The following is a 21,556-nucleotide window of genomic DNA, read 5'->3' on the forward strand; positions in this document are numbered from 1 at the left end:
TTATTAATGGCCAAAATAGAATATAAAGACTTACTGGATGCTGGTGTTCACTTTGGACACTTGACGAGAAAGTGGGACCCGAGAATGGCGCCGTTTATTTTCATGGAGAAAAACGGCATCCATATCATCGACCTAAACAAAACGCTTGTTTGCCTCGAAGAAGCATCCAATGCAATCAAGCAGATAGTACGCTCCGGAAAAAAGGTAATGTTCGTAGCTACTAAAAAACAAGCCAAGGATTTGGTGGCAGAAGAAGCTAGAAGGTTAAAGATGCCTTACATCACCGAAAGGTGGTTGGGAGGAATGATGACCAACTTCGCCACTATCCGAAAATCCCTGAAGAAGATGTCTTCCATCGATAAGTTGATGAAGGACGAATCTTATACCAACCTGGCAAAAAAAGAGCGGCTGATGATCACCCGCCAAAGAGAAAAGCTTGATAATGTTCTTGGCGGTATCGCAGAACTTACCAGGTTGCCAGCGGCTTTGTTTATTGTAGATATCAAGCGGGAGCATATTGCACTTGCCGAAGCCAAAAAATTAGGTATCCCTGTGTTTGCATTGGTGGACACGAACTCCAACCCCAACGAGGTGGATTTCCCTATCCCTGCCAATGACGATGCGTTCAAGTCCATCTCCCTTTTGGTGAAAGCCTTTGGCGCCGCCATAGAAGAAGGGCTTTCTGAGCGCAAAAAAGATAAAGACGACGCTAAACTTACTGAGGAAGAAGAAGCCAAAAAGGCAGTGGACGCTGAGTCAAACGAATAATCCACAATGAAATAACATTGAGCAAAAAATTGAACATACGGTTCTTCCTGTGTTCAATTTTTTGTTTTCATTCCTAAGACCCACATGGCTTTATTGACAGGAAGGGTCAATTCCAATTTAAGAACCATTCATTTTATTAAATAGAAACAACAATGGCTATTACTGCACAAGAGGTAAACAAATTGAGACAAATGACCGGAGCCGGTATGATGGACTGTAAAAAGGCACTTACCGAAGCTGAAGGCGACTTTGAGAAAGCTATTGATATCCTGCGAAAAAAGGGACAAAAAGTCTCTGCCTCAAGGGCAGACCGTGAAACGAAAGAAGGCGTAGTGGCTACACACGTAAGCGAAGATGGCAGCAAAGGCACCATGATCTCCTTGACTTGCGAAACCGACTTCGTAGCCAAAAATGAAGAGTTTGTAGCCTTGGCTAATAGTATCTTGGAAGCTGCCGTAAAAGAAAACGCTTCCTCTGTGGAAACTGTTTTGGCACTACCTTACGAGAACATCACCATCGGGGAGAAAATCACCGAGATGACAGGTAAAATAGGGGAGAAAATCGAAGTTTCCCACTTGGAAAGAGTGACTGGAGAAAAGGTAGAACCCTATATCCACTCCAACGGCAAACTCGGTGTATTGGTGGCCCTCACCAATACCAACGGAGCTGATGTAGAAGAGGCAGGAAAGGATGTGGCAATGCAAATTGCTGCGATGAATCCTGTAGCTGTGGACAAGGATGGCGTGGATGCCACTATGGTAGAGCGTGAAATCGAAGTAGGTAAGGACCAGGCACGCCAGGAAGGTAAGCCAGAGGCCATGCTCGAAAAAATCGCTATGGGAAAACTAAATAAATTTTACAAGGAGAACACCCTGCTTAGCCAGGCTTTCGTGAAAGACAGCAGCAAGACCATTGCACAATACCTTGATGGAGTAAACAAAGGTTTGACTGTAGCTGAATTTAAGCGAATCTCTATAGGATAATTCGTAAAACACCTTTTTGAAAATCCCGGCTAGTCCGGGATTTTTTTTGTCTTTTTCTCAGGAGAGTTTTGACACTATTTCCAAAAGATCATTTACACAGGGTCATCTCCACAAATTGGGAAGCTGCGTTTACACCCAGGGAAGGGCTGATAGGATGAATCCCCAAGCTCAAACCCCTCAAGATAAAAAGCACACCTATAAACATGGCTAAATAAGGAAGGCCGCGATTTAATTTCAGCCTGGCTGTCTGGGTCAACAGCTTTGGGGACAGCATCATCAATAAAAGTGCAGGCACCGTACCCAACCCGAACAAGGCCATGTATAATGCCCCTGTCATGGGATTTTGGGTTCCCATGGAAGCCACTAAGGCCAGGTAAACCATGCCGCAAGGCAAAAGGCCATTAAGCATCCCTGAGAAGAAAAAAGCTTTAGACCCTCCTTTTCTTATATAGGAGCCCAAATTTGTCTTCAACTTAGCCACCCCACCAAACCAGCCAGTGCCCGCGATAATTCTTTCCGATCTTTTGTAGTATAAAGCCATCAGTATCATCAGGCCTCCTAGAAATATGGATAGCCATTGCTGAATACCTGCCAAGGCCAAGGAAAACCCCAAAGTTCCTATAACCGTACCCAGAAAAGCATAGGTTGTGGTTCGGCCTAAGTTGTATAGCAATTTTTGTATCAACCGGGATCTATTCGCGGATACAGCCATGGCAATTGGGCCACACATCCCCACACAATGAAAGGATCCCAAAAAACCAAATGCAAATGCTGACCAGAGCATCAGAGGTCAACTTTTTTCTCCTCGTAATAGGATAGGCCATCCCTTTCCCAAGTAAGCTTGAGGTGCCAGTACCCAGGCTTTAGTACCTTCAGTTCCACCATTCGGGATTCCTTGTCTCCGCCCTCTATTTTTAACTTCTGGTCCAGCCTTGCATCAGATGGCCTGAATAAATGGAGACTACCACTTGCCCCCTCTGGGAGATCCAGTGCCAGCTCCTTGTTTGCTGCGTCATATTGCAGGACATTTACCCCTAGGTCCCGGCTATTGATCACCTTGTCTATGTGCTCTTGGTACTTGATTTCCTCTTCATAGTAGTTCTGCGTGACTAAATGAAGGTCATCTTGCTTTATACAAATAGTAACCATGGTAACCATTATGGCAGCAAAAGCCACAAATACCAGTACGATTGCATTTCCCCAATTCATGTTGTGTCTGTTAAGTTTGTATATTTATTGTGCGCCCGAGGGTCCCACAAAACTTGTTTTAATACGTTTTATCACTTCTCCATCACTTTTGAGAAGAAGTACCACATCTCCCTGACTAAAAGGGAGGTCTTTTTTTTCCTTGGTCAGGAAAAACCTCCCTTCATATTTTGACTGTCCTTTTACTATCCATGCCTTTTCGCCAATTCTTTCCAGGGAGAAACTCTCATCTTCAGGTTCTAGCTCGATGGTTTGCTCGTCAAAGGTTTTATTGATAAAAGTAACCTCATATAAATTGCTGATTTCCCCTTCCTGTCTTTCCTGATAAGTCATCCCCCTAAACCTGGTAACTGTAGCCCCAATTTCAGAACGGGTGGTCAATAGTCCAACGAATGCGGCAATCAACAAAACCAATACCACAGAATAACCTTTTACCCTTGCCGAAAAAAGCTTTTGGTTGCCACTCTGTATACTTGTCTCAGAGGCATAGCGGATCAATCCCGTAGGTCGGTTTACTTTCAGCATCACCTCATCACAGGCATCCATACAAGCGGTGCAATTCACACATTCCATTTGAACCCCGTTTCGTATGTCTATACCTGTTGGGCAAACCTGCACACATAAAGTACAATCTACACAATCGCCTTTTTCCTCGCTTTGCAACTCTTCTTTATGCTTCCGGATAGGGCCTCTCGGCTCACCCCTCACGTAATCGTAGGCTACATTGATGCTGTTGTCATCCAACATGACTCCCTGGAGCCTACCATAGGGGCACATCACGGTACAGGCCTGCTCCCTGAACCATGTAAACACAAACAGGAAGATGCCTGTAAATACCATCAACCCTATAAAACCCGCGATGTTGGCTGAAGGAGGTTGTGAAATTATTTCTGCTACCTCTTCTACCCCGATGAGGTAGGCCATCACCAAATGGGAAATAAGGAGGGAAATCACTACAAAGAGGAACATTTTCGCTCCTTTCTTCCAGATTTTCTCCGCATTCCAGGGCATCAGGTTCAACTTTCTCTGCTGGCTGGCGTCCCCCTCTATCCAATATTCGATTTTTCTGAACACCATCTCCATAAAAATGGTCTGTGGGCAAATCCACCCACAAAACACCCTTCCAAATACTACGGTAAACAGAATAACAAATACTACCAAGATCAGCAGCAGAAAAATCAGCAAATAAGTATCCTGGGGCCAAAAAACGGCTCCGAAAATCACAAATTTTCTTTCGAAAATATTGAAAAGCAAAAGAGGTTGCCCATTCACCTTTATAAAGGGACCTGCGAATAGCAAACCAAGTAAAAGCCATGAGACATATGTCCTCCAGCGGTAGAATTTACCACTTACCTTTTTGGGATAAATCCAGTTTCTCTTTCCATCATCCATTATGGTGGCCAAAGAATCCCTGAATTTATCGGGTTGGTTTTGAGGTTGTTTATGGCTCATGGCTCAGATTTTTTTTTCACCAATGCGGTTATTCCGCAGGGGTCAATTCAAGTTCATCGTCAGTAAGTGCGTCTGTGGGCTCTTCTATGGCTGGTTCAAATGGCTCTCCCTGAGGCTCTTTGGGGTTCGATGGCGTTGTGCCCACCAGTGTCAATACATAGCTGGAAACCTGCTGCATTTCCAATGGACTCATCTGGTCTTGCCATGGCACCATTCCTTTCTCTATCACTCCGTATTTCACCACTGTGAAAATATCTTCGATGGCTCCCCCGTGTATCCAGTATTCATCGGTGAGGTTTGGCCCCACGCCTCCGCCACCATCTACGGCATGACAGGCTGCACAGTTTGCCTCATATAAAGTCTGGCCTGCCCTAATGGATGGCCCTGAGGCATCAAATTGCACGGTATTCTCATCGATATCCGCCTCCGCAAGGGCCATTCTTTCCTCTGCTCTCACAGCAGCTACCCGCAATTCCTCCTCATACTCCTCTATCTGGGTTTTGCCAAATCCCAAAACCAAATAATTAAATACATATACCACCGCAAATAAAATGGAAGAATAAAAGAGGTACTTCAACCATGGAGGCATGAAATTATCCAATTCCACTATCCCATCATAGCTATGGTCCATCATGATATCTTTCTCCTTCTCTACTGGCTTCATTTGGCCGGAAATGTACTTTTCATTGAATTTTTGCCACCATGATACCTGCTCTACCGATACTGGTGGTTGTAAAATTTTCTTTAAAAAAGCAAGGAAATAAAGCAGTAAACCCATCAAGGCCACAATCAACAATAGCACTATCCCAATAATCACCAAAAGTGTGACTTCAGAACTTCCCAGCTTAGAGAGGTCGTTTATCCATTGCGTTTCAGACTGGGCAAATGCAGAACCGGATACGGTTACCAATAAGCCGAAAAGGGGCAACAATTTATTTATTTTCATGGCTCTCTTCATTTTTAGGTTCATCATTAAAAGGCATACTGCTCATATGATCCACATAGCCTTTATCCACCTTGAATACCCAGATAAACATCCCCAGGAAGAAGGTAACAAATATGAGCAGGGAGATAATAGGGTATATCTCAATGTTCTCTATCGATCTTAATAATTCCTTATGCATAGCTAATCAATTTAAGGGTTGTCTGCTGTGGTTTTTTTAATATCAGTCCCTAATCGCTGTAGATAAGCAATAAGAGCCACTATTTCCTTGTCGGAGGAAACTTCTACCCCAGCTTCTTTGAGGTTTTGCACAATCTGCTCCGCCTGAATATTCAAGTCCTGTATGGCGATTTCGTCATAATCCTCAGGGTAAGGAACGCCAAGCTTTTGCAGGGTCCTGATTTTAGCACCTATGTCGTCATGGCTCATTGAGTTTGTGACCAGCCAAGGGTAAGGTGGCATCAGAGAGCCAGGGGACATCAGCCTAGGATCCACCATATGGTGATAATGCCAACTATCGGGATACTTACCCCCTACACGGTGTAGGTCAGGACCAGTACGTTTGGAACCCCACAAAAACGGACGGTCATACACAAATTCCCCTGCCTTGGAATACTCTCCATACCTTTCGGTTTCGGAACGGAAAGGTCTAATCATTTGGGAATGACAACCTACACAGCCATGGGAAATATACAAATCCCTGCCCTGAAGTTCCAATGGGGTATAAGGCTGAACTGTGCTTATGGTTGGTACATTGGATTTCACTAAAATCGTAGGAACAATTTCGATAATACCACCAATAAGTATTGCCACCAAAGCCAGTACGGTGAAAAAAACAGGCCTTCTCTCCCAGTTTCTATGCCAATGCTCCCCTGCTATATTCAAGTCCTTTTCCTTCTTAGGTAATGCAGGAGCTTCATCCAGTTCTTCTTCCTGGAATGTTCCTTGAGCAGCGGTCTTCACCAGGTTATAAACCATGACAATTGCCCCAGAGAGGTAAAGCAGCCCACCAAAAGCCCTGAGCATGTACATGGGCACGATTTCTATTACGGTTTCCAGGAAATTGGGATAAGCCAACCTGCCAGAATCTGCAAATTCTTTCCACATTAGGCTCTGGGTAAGTGCCGCTACGTACATGGGAAGGGCATAGAAAAGAATTCCCATGGTACCCATCCAAAAGTGGGTATTTGCCAATTTGGTAGAAAAAAGTGTCGTTTTCCACATTCTTGGCCACAACCAGTATAGCATGGAGAAGGTGAGGAATCCATTCCATCCCAGCCCTCCAATATGTACGTGGGCCACTATCCAATCTGTGTAGTGCGCGATGGCATTTACATTCTTCAGGGAAAGCAAGGGCCCTTCGAAAGTGGCCATTCCATATGCCGTGACGGCCACCACCATAAACTTAAGGACAGGGTCTCTTCGCACCTTGTCCCAAGCTCCTCTGAGTGTCAGGAGTCCATTTACCATTCCTCCCCATGAGGGTGCGATCAACATTATGGAAAAGGCTACACCAAGCACCTGTGCCCATTCTGGTAAGGCGGTATAAAGCAAATGGTGAGGGCCCGCCCATATATAGATAAAGATCAGCGACCAAAAATGAATTATGGATAGTTTGTAACTATACACCGGCCTGTTTGCTGCCTTGGGTAGGTAGTAGTACATAAGCCCCAAAAAAGGAGTAGTCAGAAAGAAAGCGACCGCATTATGGCCATACCACCATTGCACCAGTGCATCTTGTACACCTGCATAAGCCGAGTAGCTTTTAAAGAAACTTACTGGCAAAGCTAGTGAGTTGAAGATATGCAGTACTGCTACTGTCACGAAAGAAGCCAGGTAAAACCAGATGGCCACATACATGTGCTTTTCCCTTCTTTTTATCAAGGCACCTATCATGTTTGCCCCAAAAGCAACCCACACCACTGCGATGAGTATATCGATGGGCCATTCCAGTTCCGCATATTCCTTGGAGGTGGTAAGCCCCAAGGGAAGGGTTATCACTGCCAACACAATAATCAACTGCCAACCCCAAAAATGAAACCAACTCAATGTTTTATTCCACATAGGGGTTTTAAGGAGCCTAGGCATGGAATAATAAATGCCTGCAAAAATAGCATTCCCCACAAAGGCAAAGATAACGGCATTGGTATGCAGTGGCCGGATCCTACCAAATGTGGTGTAGGGGTTGCCCAAATTGGCTTCGGGCAAAAATAGCTGGGTGGCTGCCAGCACCCCGATCAGCATCCCGGCAAGCCCCCAAATAATTGTGGCTGCACCGAAATATTTTACGATCTTGTTGTCGTAACTAAACCGTTCAAGCGTTGTTCCTGACATATTACTTCGATTTATTAGTTTGATTTTTTTTATTTTCTTTTTTTACCTTGTTTTCAAATAGTATCCTCACCGATGGCGTATAGTCATCGTCGAATTGCCCAGCTTTCATGGCCTTAAAAAAAAGCCAGAGAAAAAAGGAAGCCATCAAAAGGCTTATGGCGATAAGTAAGAATATGACTTCCATGGCTAATGTTGATTAATCGTTAAACCCTTCTTTTTTGCCAAAATATTGGTGGCCAGTGTGGTGAACACGACCACGGAGACGCTACTGATGGGCATAAGCACGGCACAAAATACCGGGCTTACCAACCCTTGAACGGCAAAGAAAACCCCAACTGCATTGTAAGTAAAACTCAACCCAAAACTGCTTTTGATGATTTTTTTGGAGGACTTTGCAAAATCCAAGAAAGCACCTAGACGCGAAAGGGCAGAGGCATCCATAATGGCATCACTTGCCGGAGAGAAATGCGTAACCCCATCAGTGAGGGCTATCCCTACGTCACTGGCTTTTAGGGCCCCTGCATCATTCAGCCCATCCCCTAGCATTAGGGTAGTCCGTCCTTTTTCCTGGAGGTCATACAGGTACCGGAGCTTTTGTAATGGTCCTTGATTAAACTGCATCACCACCTTTGGCCCAAATACCTGCACCAAATACTTCTGCTCATGGTTATGGTCCCCACTAAGGATATGAAGCTGTCTTCCTTTCCCTACCTCCTCCAAAACTCTGGCAGCATCTGACCTAAGTCCGCTGTTAATGACAAATTTTCCAATTAACTCCCCTTCGATCGCAAAATAGACAAGGTTACCGCTATCCTTTTCTTCGGATGGCTCCTCCTTCACAAAAGCCAGAGATCCAAGTTTTATTACTTGGGATTTGTAAATCCCTTCCAGGCCTTTACCTTGGATCTCTTTCACTTTTTCTACCTCCACAATTGCTATTTCGCCAAGGAAAGCATTGACCCTGTTACTTAAAGGATGTGTAGACTGATTGACCAATGCCTTTATGGCTCCTTTGGATTCAACCGTAAGAGGGCTACCTTCATAGGAAATGGATGCCTTTCGGATATCCGTAAGGGTGCCCGTTTTATCAAACACCACAGTATCCACAGCCACCATTTTTTCTATGACCTGCGCGTTTTTAAGATAAAACTTACCCCTACCAAAAATCCTCAATGTATTTCCTAAGGTAAATGGGGTGGACATGGCCAAAGCGCATGGGCAAGTAATGATCAAAACAGCAGTGAATGCCTGAACTCCTTGTGAAAAGTCCACAAAAGACCAATACCCTAAAGTGAGAAATGCTATCGCCAACACGGTGAAGGTGAATTTTCCACTTATACGCTGGGCCAGGGACTCCATGGAATGCTGCTCATTTTTGGAAAATGCTTCGTTATTCCAAAGGTCTGTTAAATACCCTTGGGAAGGAGACTTCTGCACTGCAAGGGTGATTGGCTTTCCCTTCTGCCTTCCCCCTGCATAAATAAGTGATCCTTTTGCCTTATGTACCGGAACGGCCTCCCCTGTCACAAAACTGTAATCTATATAGGCCTCTCCCTCCACCAATACACTGTCAGCAGGAATCAATTCCGCATTGCGCACCTTTATCAGGTTTCCCACTTCCAGCTTACTTAGGGGGATTACTTCTTCCCTTTTTTGTCTCATCCGAGTGACAGCTACAGGGAAATAAGCCTTATAATCTCTATCAAAAGACAAGGTATCGTAGGTTTTTTGTTGGTAGAGTTTGCCAATCAACAGAAAAAATAGCAGGCCTCCTAGGGTGTCCAAATAACCTTCTTGCCCCACTATGAAAATTTCATAGAGGCTATAAAAAAACAAAGCGAATATCCCCAACACGATAGGCACATCCATATTGACCTTCCGCTGTTTTAAGGCTTGGAATGCGGAATGATGAAAACCAGAGGCGGAATAAAAGAAAACTGGAAGAGCCAGGGCTACATTCAAATAATTGAATAGCCCTTTAAAGCCAGTACCCAGCAGCTCCGCTTCAGAAAAATATTCCGGCAAGCTGAAGAACATCATGTTTCCAAAACAAAAGCCTGCCACCGCCAACCTATAGATAAGGCTTCTATCTACCTTATTGGGACTCTTCTTATCTACATCAGATAGATTTATGGTAGGCTCATATCCTATATGGGATAATAGTTGGACCAACTCCTTTAGGTCAATTTTCCCTTTATTATATTTTATTTGTACTGACTTTTTTAAAAAATTCACCCTACCTGCCACTACTCCTTCGTGCAAACGATGTAGGTTCTCCAGCAGCCAAATACAGGAAGCACAGTGGATCATAGGAATAGAAAAGGTGATGTGGGCCATGTCCTTGTCTTGGTAGTCCACCAGTTTATCCACAACGTCCTCATCAAGCAGATAATCAAAGCGATTAGAACGGTTTTCCCTTACCTTCTGGGAAGTGCCGGGATTCTCTGCTAACTCATAATATTGGCAAAGCTCGTTTTGTTGGAGCACCTCATATACCAGTTTACATCCAGTGCAGCAAAAAGATTTCTCTTCTTTATAAAGAACTTCCTCCTCGCATTGCTCCCCACAGTGGTAGCAGGTGGTTTCGGATTGCTTTTTAGATATATGGTTTGGCTTTTGCATTTATCGGCAATTTATTGAGCATTGAGGCTTAAAAACATGACAAAAGTCAGTTTATTTAATGATTTTCGGCGAGTTTGATTGCTAAAGTGATAGATAAAAGGACAGTCTATCGTACCACATACCTCCCTTGTAAAAATGAAAAAGCACCTTGGCTAGATCTGCCTGGTAATTCTTGGTAGTAACGAGAAGGGTGCATTTGTGCTTTACTGCATATGACCAGAAATCACCTATGCGGTTGAAGTTAAACTTTATAAAATATGTCTCCTCCGTGGCCTGACTCACCATCTGAATGAGGGCTTGCTCCTCCTTTAACTTGGACTTGGGAATAAAACTTGGGGAAATAATTGTGGCTTTACTACCCTTGATATTTTCCCCAAAAAACTGCGTAAAACGTTGGATAAGCCTTGCAGAACTGGGAGTCCCATCATAATGAAACAATAAGTGCTCAAAGGACAGCTCCTTGTCGTAAATTAATACCGGAACATGGCAGGGGTCATTTTCAAGAGACCTGGGCTTATCAAGTGTATGTAGCCAATCCAATACCTTAGGGAGGTGGGCGGTGAATAAGGTTGGATCTTCTTTGGGGGCACACATTAGCCCTTTGGTGGCCGACAGTTTTTTTTCAAATCCTTTTGGAAGTTTATTGCAGAAATGAGACAGAATAATCTCCTCAGGAATTGCAAAGTTTGCTGCTGATACGGTTTTCCCCTGCATGGCTTTGTTGATTTTTTTACAAAGCTAGATAGGCAGGTGAAAATGTGTGGTGACATAAGAAAGCTACAAACATGACTTATGTCAGCTTTTGGCAAGGTAGCCTATGGCATAATTGAAATGCTTGTAGCGTAGTATTGCTTTTTTTATTAGTTTTAAGTTCAGTCCAACCTAGATTCCAATGCATTTAATCAATAAAAAGGTTTTGCTTGCTTTCATCCTGCTATCGTATTTCAGTTTTTCTGGGTTATCCTATTCCCAAACGATTCCTTTATTCAATGGCAAAAACCTGGAAGGTTGGCATATGGATGTCCCAGATATGGATGATGACAAGACGCTTAGGGCACCTTTTGTGGTCAGGGAGGGTATGTTGGTCTCTCTCGGAACACCTTTGGGCCATCTTATCACAGACAAGGAATACCAGAATTATAGAATAGAGACAGAATACAGGTTCCCGGGTGAACCCGGAAACTGTGGCATTTTAGTACATGCAAGTACTCCCAGAGCCTTGTATGACATGTTTCCCCAATCCATAGAAGTTCAAATGATGCACGAAAACGCCGGTGATTTCTGGTGTATAGTAGAGGATATTGAAGTCCCTGATATGGAAGAGAGGAGAGGACCAAAGGAAGAATGGGGTATCACAGAAGGAAAAAACAGAAGGATTTATAACCTTACCGACAGCTCGGAAAAACCTCCAGGAGAATGGAATGAAATGGTGATCGAATGTGTGGGGGATGAGATAAAAGTCTGGGTAAACGGGGACTTGGTCAACCATGGCTTTAATGCCACAGCCCAAAAGGGCCGGATTGCCGTACAAGCGGAGGGGTCAGAAGTTGAGTTTAAAAAGCTAACCTTGACCCGATTAAATTAAATGCCCTTTCAGGCTTAGCACACTACTTTTAATGTCTAATAAAGCACATTTTTTTTCTTTGAAATCTCGTTTTTTTAGTTTTATCCATACCTTTGGGAAAAGAAAAACTTTTACCAAATCTATTTCCTTATTATTTAAGCTTTATTTATATGCAAAGTAGGATTAGTATTATCTGTACCTATTTTGGAAGAATTCCTGAATATTTTGAGGCCTTCCTAAAGTCTTGTGAATATAATCCTTCTATTCAATGGTTTTTTTTCACGGATGATGTTAGAGAGTTCAATTACCCACCTAATTTTAAAAGGGTTTTAATGGATTTCGAAACCCTAACTCAAAAAATTGACGAGGTTTGTGGGTTCAAAACCGCACTTACACGACCCTACAAACTCACTGATTTCAAACCAGTTTATGGTTTGGTTTTTTCTGATTATATAAAGGATGCAGACTTTTGGGGATTTTGTGATATAGATTTGGTGTTTGGGGATATAAGAGGTTTTCTGTCTACGGAGATCCTAAAGGACCACGATAAGATTTTAGATAGGGGGCATCTGACTTTGTTTAAGAATAAAATAGAAATCAACACTTTGTTCAGACAACCCATAAGGAATAAATTAGTATATAAAACTGCCTTCACTAACTCTTCACATTTGTATTTTGATGAATGGGGAAAAGGAGACGTAAGCCTGAATAGAATTTTCGAGTATTATAACAACCCTGTTTACTTAGCAAATATCTTCCACGACTTAAACCCTACCAAATATAGTTTTAAGCCTTTTAATACAAACCCATCTGAAAATTTAAACAAGCATAATTGTTACATTTGGAAAAATGGACATTTGTACTTTACCAAGAATGGTTCAATGACAGGAATCAAGGAAGTTTTGTATGTGCATTTTCAAAAAAGGAAAATAAAAATCAATGGAGATTTGGGAGACAATTTCGTGATTGTTCCCAATGAAATACTCCCCGGAGAACCACCTGCAAATCTCAAAAAGTATACCGACCCAAAAAATCAGTTTTTGAGGCGGGATTTCTGGGAATTTTATGCAAGGGGACTAAAGAGAAAAACAAAGAAGTTGTTTAAAGGCAGTTGATTCTATCCATAAAAATCAGAAAGCCTTGCTAGACCCTTTTTGTCCAAGAGGATGATCTTTTTTCCTTGTAGGTCAATCAATTTATCTTTTTTGAATTCGGAAAGTAATCGAATGACCGTTTCAGTAGCTGTGCCGACCAAGCCTGCTATTTCTTCCCTAGTTAGTAAAATATCAATTTTCTGTTGGGCATCTCCATCTACCCCGTAGGAGTCCCCTAGCTTCAATAGCATCAAGGCAAGTCGCTCTCTTATGGTTTTCTGGGTTGCGTCCGTCAATTTTTCCTCCATCATCCCTAAATCATTGCAAATGGCCTTGGTAAGTCGGGAGTGAAAATTAGCATCCTCCGTCAATACCTTTAAAAAGGTTTCCTTAGGCACAAAGCAGATAGACGCATCTTCCACGATGGTCGCTGAGGTGGTATAAATATCCTCTCCAATTAAGGAGGTATAACCCACAAAATCCCCCTTTTTGGCCAGTCTTATGATCTGCTCCTTCCCATTGGAAGCCGTCTTAAAAATTTTCACCACACCACTGCTAACGCAAAACACACCTAAGGGCTTGGTGTTCTCGTAATAAAGAATTTGACCTTTCTTATGGGTAATGAAATTTTTTGCATCCGAAAGACTACACAAGTGCTCCTCGGAAAGGTCCGAAAACATTGAAAATTTCCTGCTAATACACAATTGACATGGAGTATTTTTAACTTTTGTTGTCATAATACAACCTTTCTTGAGTTCAGGATAAAGATAAGAAATTTAGTGATCTATGTCAGTATTTTCGATTTAAATTGCAGGAGCTCCTAAATAAAATCTGGAAAGTCCTTTAAGGGAGCATAGGTGTTTTCACTATCAGAAAATCCTAAACTGATGTGTTTCATGCCGTTTGAAATTGCTAAATAGCGGGCCCCTACCTCTTGGTTATACATACATACCTGCTCCAATGTGGCATGGGATAACTTTACAGAAGGAGCCTTGCACTCCACAAGTAGAAAGGGATCACCACTTCTATCTTTCACCAATATATCAAGTCTCTTGTTGAGCTTGTTGTACTGCAGGCCTCTTTCAATTACAAAAAGCCCCTTGGGATACTCTTTTTGCTTCCGTAAATAATGGATAATATGCTGCCTAACCCATTCCTCCGGGGTAAGAATCAGGTTTTTTTTCCTAATAGTATCGAAAACGTACCATTTCCCCTCTTTTCGGCCAATTGACAACTCCGCCTCCGGCAAGTTGAGTTTGGGGTAAGACAAAATCGCGTTGTTTTCCTGCTCCATGGCACAAATATCCCTCTGGAAAATGACATAAAAAACTAAAGCTCCAAATAGGGCTGCAACCTTGCAAGCCATTCCTCATTAAAAATCTTGATCTTAAGCAAGTCCTCAACCCCTTGAAGAGCCCCATGCTGCTCTCTGTAGGCCAAAATAACCTTGGCCTCCCCGTATTTGACATAGGGATGTGCAGCAAGCTCCTTAAGGGATACTGAATTCAACTTCAGTTTTTTCAATGGCACAGGTTCAAATGGAAATGTTTGGTAAATTTTTTCAGCAAGACTCTCTTCCACTCCATAGACCTCCAGCATTTGACTCGGAGAAAAAAAACCTCCCAGGTTGTCTCTATATTTTATAATCCTCCCGGCAATAACCGGTCCCACCCCAGATACTACTTGTAAAACAAGGGAATCTGTTTCGTGAAAACCCAGGGTATTTAAGGTGGGTTTATTGGGCTTTGTGTACCCCTTGAATTTAGATTGGGTTGTACTGTCCTGAAATACGTTTGTTTCTCCCATTTCTTTAGGATATAAAACTTTAGATTCTTTGCTCAGCGTCTCAGGTTCATTTGCCAACATCTCCCTTTCCCAGATTTCGGCCTCTTCCAGGTAGTTTCTGTAGGCATCGGTTCGGCCAGCATCTATCCAATAGCTAATTCCATAGGGGACAAAATACATAATTAACAAAGAAGGGAAGACAAATAGAAAACCTCTACTTTCCCTTTTGGAGAAACCAAAATAGCGTCTTAAAAATGAGTGAAAAAAATCCCACATAAGTAGCAAGGCATTTTAGTTGCGAGCATTAATTTATGAAAATTGGGAAACTTTTTCAAGAAATTTTCTTTTCTTACATTAAAATCGCCTACCAATATGGTAAATACTATTTAGAACCGATATAAATTGGACCTTGTTCGACAAATCTATTCCAAACCCAAGGTTTGTATGGTAAATTTGTAGGTTGAGATGGTCATGACAATGCAAAGGAAATTTAGGGCACTGAGCCTTTCTTACAAAAATGCACCAGTAGAGATCAGGGAATTGGTATCCTTGGATGATAATACCATTCGTGCCTTGCTTTTAAAGTTGAAGGATTTTTTCAGTGTAACAGACACACTCATACTCTCCACCTGTAACAGGACGGAAATCTATTATACCCATGAACTGGATCTTTCTACTGAGCTAATCAAGCTGGTTGGGCTGGAAAAAGGGCTGAATGATGCGGTTTCTTACCTGGAATACTTTAGGGTTATTAATGAAGATAAAGAAGCTATTGGGCACCTTTTCAAGGTAGCAATGGGGCTTGAAGCCCAAGTGATTGGGGATATGCAGATTTCTAACCAGGTAAAGCGGGCCTATCAAGCCTCCGCAGACCTGGAACTGGCGGGTCCCTTTTTGCACAGGTTAATGCACACCATTTTCTTTACCAACAAAAAGGTGGTTCAGGAAACCGCATTTCGAGATGGAGCAGCTTCTGTTTCCTACGCGGCAGTGGAATTGATTGAGGAGTTAACGGCCAATACCCACAAACCTAGGATTCTTTTAATTGGACTGGGTGAAATTGGAGAGGATGTGGCCAAAAACATGGTTTACCTTCCTGATGCCGAGGTCACATTAGCCAATCGCACATTTTCTAAAGCTCAGGAAATGGCCGCGGAGTTTGGGTTTAAGGTAACCCCTTTTGAATCTGTGTACGAAGCCATGCAGGAAGCGGATGTAATTGTTTCCTCCATTATGAAATCCACCCCTTTCATCACCAAAAAACTGGTTAGCGGTTTTTCCATCCAAAGTTACAAGCTGTTTGTTGACTTGTCGGTACCCCGAAGTATTGAGACTTCGGTGGAAGATATTCCAGGGGCTTTGCTTTACAACGTGGACAATATTAAAAGCAAGGCCAGTGAAACCTTGGAAAAAAGGATAGCTGCTATTCCAGAGGTGGAGTCTATTATCGAGGATAGCATCAGGGAATTTTACAATTGGAAAAAGGAGATGATGGTCTCCCCTACCATCAACAAGTTAAAAAATGCCCTGGAGCAAATCCGGAAAGAGGAATTGGAGAGGTACTTAAAAAATGCAGATGAAAAGGAATACGCAGTGGTGGATAAAATCACTAAAAGTATGATGCAAAAGATCATAAAAATACCCGTGGTGCAACTAAGGGCTGCTTGTAAGCGGGATCAAGCCAGTCAAATGATCGATATTATCACGGATCTTTTTGACTTGGAAAAAGAAAATGTTTCCAAATAAGGCTGCCTTTATCCACAAATAGGTGGAGGCAATGTCCTTATTGAGATTGGTTTAGAAAAAGCCTACTTTTGGCTGAAAATGATAGCACGTGAGATGGTTTCATCACTATGAGAAACCCTAATTCACTGGCATTTTCCCTTTAAAATTTTTATTAGTGGGACAATGTGCGAATGTTTGAAAATTATTGGAAAATTCATATTTTTATCGTTACACACTATCAAATTACATCAATATGACAAACAGCTCTACTGGCAAATTCATTATTGGGAGCCTGTTCTGTGCAGCACTTGTTGCTAGCGAGGGGAAAGGCCAGACGTGGGAGATTTTTGACGAGGACTATAAGCTGGTAAAGCGCGTTGAAAACGGGGACTTCATGATCTTGGGAAGTGCATTGAGAGTGAACAACCACGATAGTGGGTTAAGCCTACTGAGTTCGGAATACGAATCGTTCTCTACCATTTCGGATACCGAAATCTATCAGTATTTAGAACCCTGGGTTATTGTAAAGAAGGGTGACAAATTTGGTGCACTGCATGAATATGGTGATGAGGTTTTTACACCCAGCTACGATAAGATCTACTCTTATTTCAATCTTTTACTGGGAAAAAAAGGTGAAACCTACCATGTGTATGACAGGGGGACGAAAAAGACACAAAAAATAGGGCCTTATGCCTCAGCGAGGTTTGCCTTGAATGGACAGATCATAGCAAAAACCCCTCAAGGTTATTTCCTGCCCCTATCAGACCAACCAGACCACCTTTATGAAGAACTTTGGGATGTCAATGAGGATGTCCTATTGAGCAAGGAAGCTGGAGGTTATGGGTTGATTAACCGAGATGGAACCTATCTTTTGGATCCTATAATCGATGAAATCACCTACCTGAGCGAAAATCATTTTTATGCCAGGGAAGGCAACCAATACATGCTTTTAAAAGCCCATACCAATTATGCTGACATCAAGTACTCCAGTTACCATAAAATCACCTATGAGGACGGGGTATTACTCGAGTATATCCATGGGAAATTGAGGAGAATCATGAAAAATGACGGTATCCTGCTTGATATTGTTGGAATGACAGCAGTTCAGAACGTAGACGACCATTTCAATGTGTTTTTCAGGGACGAAAAAATCGGCCTATTGAATCCCAAGGGGAAATGGGAGGTTAGTCCGGTTCCGGGGATTGAAAAGCTTTTGCCAGGAAACCAGGGGCTATACGGTGCATTGATAGAAGGGAAATATGGTTTTGTGAATAGAAATGGTGAAGTAATGATATCCCCAAGCTTTGAGGAAGTGGAGCCGTTTTCAGAGGGCCTGGCAGCTGTAAAGATAAATGGAACATGGGGATATATTAATACGGCAGGAGAAGTAACTGTACCTACAGATTTTGAGAGGGTCTCCGCTTTTCATAGAGGGCTTGCTATCGTAAAAAAGGAAGGGAAGAACACCATTATCGACCAAACTGGCAGTACCTTATTGGCCGGTTACTATGACCGTATATTACAAACTTCTGACAATTACTTCATCACTGAAAACAAGGGGAAATTTGGATTGGTGAACGCTATGGGACGGGAGGTGATTGAGCCCCAATTTCAAGAAATCAGAAGGGAAGAACATGATAAAATCTTAATTCGCTCCAACGACAAATACGGAGTGATCAGCGAGAATGGTGACTATCAATTACCCTTGTACTATTCGAAAATACTTTTTGACCCCAGTAATGGTAAGGTGTTGGCGAGAAGCGAGCAGCAAATTGTTGAAGAAGTCGAGGAGGATAACGGGAAAAAGAAACGAAAAAAAGGAGCTTAGATCAGCTCCTTTTTTTTTCGTTTCTTGCTTTGGAATAGGATGGTTATTTTTTATCCCCACCTTTGTTTCTATCGCTTGTCTTACCCGTATCTGCATTGGCTATGGAGTCCCTCATGTCTGTATCGGACTTCACATTCTCCATGCGGTAATAGTCCATAATTCCTAAGTTACCGGAACGAAATGCATCTGAAATGGCCTTTGGGATCTCTGCTTCCGCTTCGATTACCTTCGCTCTCATTTCCACATTCCTGGCCTTCATTTCCTGCTCCAATGCTACTGCCATGGCTCTTCTTTCCTCAGCCCTGGCCTCAGCAACCTTGAGGTCAGCAGATGCCTGATCGATTTGCAGTTTGGCACCAATATTTGACCCGACGTCAATATCGGCAATGTCTATGGAAAGGATCTCAAATGCAGTTCCTGCATCTAGTCCCCTTTCCAACACCAGTTTGGATATTTTATCCGGGTTTTCCAGCACGCTTTTGTGGTTCTGGGCAGAGCCTATGGAAGTTACTATGCCCTCACCTACCCTGGCCAAAATCGTTTCCTCACCAGCACCACCTACCAGCTGAGCAATATTCGCCCTTACGGTAACCCTAGCCTTGGCGATAAGCTGGATACCATCCGCTGCAACGGCAGCTACATTGGGCGTGTTGATCACCTTTGGGTTTACCGAAATCTGTACGGCCTCGAATACATCTCGACCTGCAAGGTCAATAGCTGTGGCTTGCTTAAAGGAAAGGGTAATATTGGCTTTGTCTGCAGAAATCAAGGCCCTAATCACATTGGGCACGTTTCCTCCTGCCAAATAGTGCGTTTCAAGATCGTTGGTGGAAAGATTAAGCCCAGCTTTTGTGGCAGTGATTAGCGAATTCACTATCACGCTGGGTGGCACTTTACGGATTCGCATACCTACTAGCTCCAATAAGCCCACCTTTACGTTGGAGAAGATGGCGGTAATCCACAGATTAACAGGGACAAAATAAAGAAAGATAAATATAACAATCAGCCCTGCAAAGGCCGATATCAAAATCAACATTGAATTCGAAAGGTCCATAATTTATAATTTAATGATAATTTTATTTTCTTCTAATTTCGCTATCCTCACCTTGGTGCCCGCTGGGATAAAACCACTGTCGGATTTTGCCTCGTAAAGCTCATCCCCAAACTCCACCTTCCCAAAGGGCCGGCAAGAAGATCTAGTTATGCCTTCCTGTCCCAATTCCAACCCCAGCAGGCGGTCATCGAAACTCCTACCTGTATTTGTGTCCTTGAGTGAAAACTTGTCCCAAACTCCCTTCTTAAATCCATAGACGATAAATCCAAAATTTAGCAACAGTGCTCCCGCCAAGAACAGGGTCGCAGTGACGGCGTCCAGAGTGGAATAAGCATAATAAATCCCAATGGTGGTAAAAACCAAACCTAGGCCTCCTATTACCGTGGTACCAGGAATAAAGATCACTTCCACCATCACCAATATTGCCCCAAAAATGATCAGGCTAGTTAGAATGAACCAAGTCATGGGTATTTGGATTTTAGGATAGCTGAATTTAGGTCATTTTTTCTCATTATAAAATAAATCTAGCGAATAAAACACCCAATAATGGCACTTGTTTTCATTCCCCTATAAAACTAAATAGAACATCATCAATATTATACCAGATTTTGGCCCTTTTGGATTATGGCATTAGTAGGATTTGGCAAATAGCACCCTGCCCTTAGACGGCTTCCCGCTCAGGATACATTTGCCTTCCTGCGGAACTTGATCTATAGGAATACAACGGATGGTTGCCTTGGTCTGTTCTTTGATTTTTTCCTCCGTCTCTGTAGTGCCATCCCAATGGGAGGAAATAAAGCCGCCCTTCTCTTCCAAAACCTGTTTAAATTCTTCCCAGTCATTCACCTCAGTGGTCATGGTGTCTCGGAAATTATGGGCTTTTTGGTAAATGCTGGTCTGTATCTCCTCCAGGAGACCTTTGACATGTGCCAAAATATCCACTTCCCCAAGGTCAACCGATGATTTGGTCAAAGTGTCCCTTCTTGCAAGTTCCAAGGTGTTATTCTGCAAATCCCTCGGGCCTATGCCTATCCTCAACGGCACTCCTTTTAGCTCATATTCAGCAAATTTCCATCCTGGTTTATGGGTGTCCCTATCGTCAAATTTTGCAGATATCCCATTATCCCAAAACAACTCGGTAAGCTCATCTGCCTTTTTGCGTATTTCGGCAAGTTCTTGCTCCCCTTTATATATAGGCACAATAACTACCTGTATGGGCGCAAGTTTGGGTGGAAGCACCAGGCCCTTGTCGTCTGAATGTGCCATGATCAAGGCCCCCATAAGGCGTGTGCTTACCCCCCAGGATGTGCCCCATACGTACTCCAAACCCCCTTCTCTAGTGGCATACTTGACATCAAAGGCTTTTGCGAAGTTTTGCCCCAAGAAATGGGAGGTACCCGCCTGCAAGGCCTTTCCATCCTGCATCATCGCCTCAATGCAATAAGTATCCAATGCCCCGGCAAACCTTTCATTTTCGGATTTCACTCCTTTGATCACAGGTAGGGCCATGAATTTCTCGGCAAAGTCGGCATATACATCCAGCATCTGTAAGGTTTCTTCCACAGCCTGCTCCTTCGTTTCATGGGCCGTATGGCCTTCCTGCCAAAGGAATTCCGCTGTTCTCAAAAAGAGCCTTGTGCGCATCTCCCATCGCACCACATTTGCCCATTGGTTTACCAATAATGGTAAGTCCCGGTAAGATTGTATCCAATTTTTATAGGTACTCCAGATTACGGTTTCTGAGGTAGGCCTCACGATCAGTTCCTCCTCCAAAGCCGCCTCGGGATCCACTACTACTCCCTTTCCAGACCCATCACTTTTCAGCCTGTAGTGGGTGACTACTGCACATTCCTTGGCAAAACCTTCCACGTGACTGGCCTCCTTGGAAAGAAAGGATTTAGGGATAAACAAGGGGAAGTAGGCATTGCTGTGTCCCGTCTTCTTGAACATCTTATCCAATTCCTGCTGCATTTTTTCCCATATAGAATATCCATAAGGTTTTATCACCATACAGCCTCTCACCGCAGAATTTTCTGCTAAGTCCGCTCGTTTTACTAATTCATTGTACCAGAGAGAATAATCTTCACTTCTTTTTGGCAGTCCCTTACTCATCTTATTTTTGTTGGAATTAAAAAAACTCTTTATATTCGAAGTTAGAATTATGGCAAATATATAGTAAAAAATTATAACCATCTTGC

General features: G+C 42.9%; 21 protein-coding genes. 6 read left to right on the top strand and 15 right to left on the bottom strand.

The window, feature by feature from the left end:
* Positions 1 to 6 precede the first annotated feature (6 nt).
* A complete protein-coding gene (gene rpsB / locus DB520_RS00690) occupies positions 7 to 768 on the top strand; it encodes a 30S ribosomal protein S2 (RefSeq protein WP_114747757.1) in 762 nt (253 codons plus the stop codon).
* Between the two features lie 152 nt (positions 769 to 920).
* Positions 921 to 1,751 carry a translation elongation factor Ts gene (gene tsf, locus DB520_RS00695; RefSeq protein WP_114747758.1) on the top strand — a complete coding sequence of 277 codons (831 nt, stop codon included), beginning with the start codon at positions 921 to 923 and terminating at the stop codon, positions 1,749 to 1,751.
* An 88-nt stretch (positions 1,752 to 1,839) separates the two neighbouring features.
* Here tsf and DB520_RS00700 read toward each other — a convergent pair whose 3' ends face one another.
* The 9 genes from DB520_RS00700 to DB520_RS00740 form a co-directional block, all read right to left on the bottom strand.
* Complete coding sequence (locus DB520_RS00700) at positions 1,840 to 2,535, bottom strand: sulfite exporter TauE/SafE family protein (protein WP_114747759.1); 696 nt, start codon at positions 2,533 to 2,535, stop codon at positions 1,840 to 1,842.
* Entirely contained in the window at positions 2,535 to 2,960 is a 426-nt protein-coding gene (locus DB520_RS00705) for a FixH family protein (RefSeq protein WP_114747760.1), read from the bottom strand. Before DB520_RS00705 ends, DB520_RS00700 begins: the two co-directional genes overlap by 1 nt.
* Positions 2,961 to 2,984: 24 nt before the next feature.
* A complete protein-coding gene (gene ccoG, locus DB520_RS00710; RefSeq protein ID WP_114747761.1) occupies positions 2,985 to 4,409 on the bottom strand; it encodes a cytochrome c oxidase accessory protein CcoG in 1,425 nt (474 codons plus the stop codon).
* Positions 4,410 to 4,437: 28 nt separating this feature from the next.
* Complete coding sequence (locus DB520_RS00715) at positions 4,438 to 5,355, bottom strand: cbb3-type cytochrome c oxidase N-terminal domain-containing protein (protein ID WP_232834781.1); 918 nt, start codon at positions 5,353 to 5,355, stop codon at positions 4,438 to 4,440.
* Positions 5,342 to 5,533 (bottom strand): cbb3-type cytochrome c oxidase subunit 3, encoded by a 192-nt coding sequence (locus DB520_RS00720; RefSeq protein ID WP_114747763.1) that lies wholly within the window; start codon positions 5,531 to 5,533, stop codon positions 5,342 to 5,344. The genes DB520_RS00715 and DB520_RS00720 overlap by 14 nt, the downstream gene beginning before the upstream one ends.
* An 11-nt stretch (positions 5,534 to 5,544) precedes the next feature.
* Positions 5,545 to 7,686 (bottom strand): cytochrome-c oxidase, cbb3-type subunit I, encoded by a 2,142-nt coding sequence (gene ccoN / locus DB520_RS00725; protein WP_114747764.1) that lies wholly within the window; start codon positions 7,684 to 7,686, stop codon positions 5,545 to 5,547.
* 1 nt (position 7,687) lies between these two features.
* Complete coding sequence (gene ccoS / locus DB520_RS00730; RefSeq protein ID WP_114747765.1) at positions 7,688 to 7,870, bottom strand: cbb3-type cytochrome oxidase assembly protein CcoS; 183 nt, start codon at positions 7,868 to 7,870, stop codon at positions 7,688 to 7,690.
* 2 nt (positions 7,871 to 7,872) lie between these two features.
* Positions 7,873 to 10,308, bottom strand: a complete 2,436-nt coding sequence (locus tag DB520_RS00735; protein ID WP_114747766.1) for a heavy metal translocating P-type ATPase — start codon at positions 10,306 to 10,308, stop codon at positions 7,873 to 7,875.
* An 81-nt stretch (positions 10,309 to 10,389) separates the two neighbouring features.
* Positions 10,390 to 11,022, bottom strand: coding sequence for a hypothetical protein (locus DB520_RS00740; RefSeq protein ID WP_114747767.1), 633 nt, complete (start codon positions 11,020 to 11,022; stop codon positions 10,390 to 10,392).
* A 178-nt stretch (positions 11,023 to 11,200) separates the two neighbouring features.
* On the opposite strand from DB520_RS00740, the gene DB520_RS00745 reads away from it, so the two are divergent.
* Together DB520_RS00745 and DB520_RS00750 are read left to right on the top strand one after the other, a co-directional pair.
* Positions 11,201 to 11,893, top strand: coding sequence for a 3-keto-disaccharide hydrolase (locus DB520_RS00745; protein ID WP_114747768.1), 693 nt, complete (start codon positions 11,201 to 11,203; stop codon positions 11,891 to 11,893).
* A 149-nt stretch (positions 11,894 to 12,042) separates the two neighbouring features.
* Positions 12,043 to 12,987, top strand: coding sequence for a DUF6625 family protein (locus DB520_RS00750; RefSeq protein ID WP_114747769.1), 945 nt, complete (start codon positions 12,043 to 12,045; stop codon positions 12,985 to 12,987).
* 2 nt (positions 12,988 to 12,989) lie between these two features.
* Here the strand turns inward: DB520_RS00750 and DB520_RS00755 are convergent, their stop codons facing one another.
* The 3 genes from DB520_RS00755 to DB520_RS00765 form a co-directional block, all read right to left on the bottom strand.
* Positions 12,990 to 13,703, bottom strand: a complete 714-nt coding sequence (locus DB520_RS00755) for a Crp/Fnr family transcriptional regulator (protein ID WP_114747770.1) — start codon at positions 13,701 to 13,703, stop codon at positions 12,990 to 12,992.
* An 83-nt stretch (positions 13,704 to 13,786) separates the two neighbouring features.
* Positions 13,787 to 14,332 carry a type I restriction enzyme HsdR N-terminal domain-containing protein gene (locus tag DB520_RS00760; protein ID WP_232834782.1) on the bottom strand — a complete coding sequence of 182 codons (546 nt, stop codon included), beginning with the start codon at positions 14,330 to 14,332 and terminating at the stop codon, positions 13,787 to 13,789.
* On the bottom strand, positions 14,296 to 14,931 hold the full coding sequence (locus tag DB520_RS00765) for a ComEA family DNA-binding protein (protein WP_198675207.1): 636 nt from the start codon (positions 14,929 to 14,931) through the stop codon (positions 14,296 to 14,298). Before DB520_RS00765 ends, DB520_RS00760 begins: the two co-directional genes overlap by 37 nt.
* A gap of 297 nt (positions 14,932 to 15,228) precedes the next feature.
* On the opposite strand from DB520_RS00765, the gene hemA reads away from it, so the two are divergent.
* Positions 15,229 to 16,497 (top strand): glutamyl-tRNA reductase, encoded by a 1,269-nt coding sequence (gene hemA, locus DB520_RS00770; protein ID WP_114747772.1) that lies wholly within the window; start codon positions 15,229 to 15,231, stop codon positions 16,495 to 16,497.
* 232 nt (positions 16,498 to 16,729) lie between these two features.
* Positions 16,730 to 18,304 (top strand): WG repeat-containing protein, encoded by a 1,575-nt coding sequence (locus DB520_RS00775; protein ID WP_114747773.1) that lies wholly within the window; start codon positions 16,730 to 16,732, stop codon positions 18,302 to 18,304.
* Positions 18,305 to 18,347: 43 nt separating this feature from the next.
* Here the strand turns inward: DB520_RS00775 and floA are convergent, their stop codons facing one another.
* The 3 genes from floA to proS all read right to left on the bottom strand — a co-directional run bounded on the left by floA (position 18,348) and on the right by proS (position 21,470).
* Positions 18,348 to 19,358, bottom strand: coding sequence for a flotillin-like protein FloA (floA, locus tag DB520_RS00780; protein WP_114747774.1), 1,011 nt, complete (start codon positions 19,356 to 19,358; stop codon positions 18,348 to 18,350).
* Positions 19,359 to 19,361: 3 nt separating this feature from the next.
* Positions 19,362 to 19,823: an NfeD family protein gene (locus tag DB520_RS00785; protein WP_114747775.1), complete on the bottom strand. Its 462-nt coding sequence runs from the start codon at positions 19,821 to 19,823 to the stop codon at positions 19,362 to 19,364.
* A 165-nt stretch (positions 19,824 to 19,988) separates the two neighbouring features.
* Positions 19,989 to 21,470 (bottom strand): proline--tRNA ligase, encoded by a 1,482-nt coding sequence (proS, locus tag DB520_RS00790; RefSeq protein ID WP_114748710.1) that lies wholly within the window; start codon positions 21,468 to 21,470, stop codon positions 19,989 to 19,991.
* Between the last annotated feature and the right edge of the window lie 86 nt (positions 21,471 to 21,556).

Origin of the sequence: Pleomorphovibrio marinus (genome assembly GCF_003347495.1) — a bacterium.
Classification (GTDB): domain Bacteria; phylum Bacteroidota; class Bacteroidia; order Cytophagales; family Cyclobacteriaceae; genus Pleomorphovibrio; species Pleomorphovibrio marinus.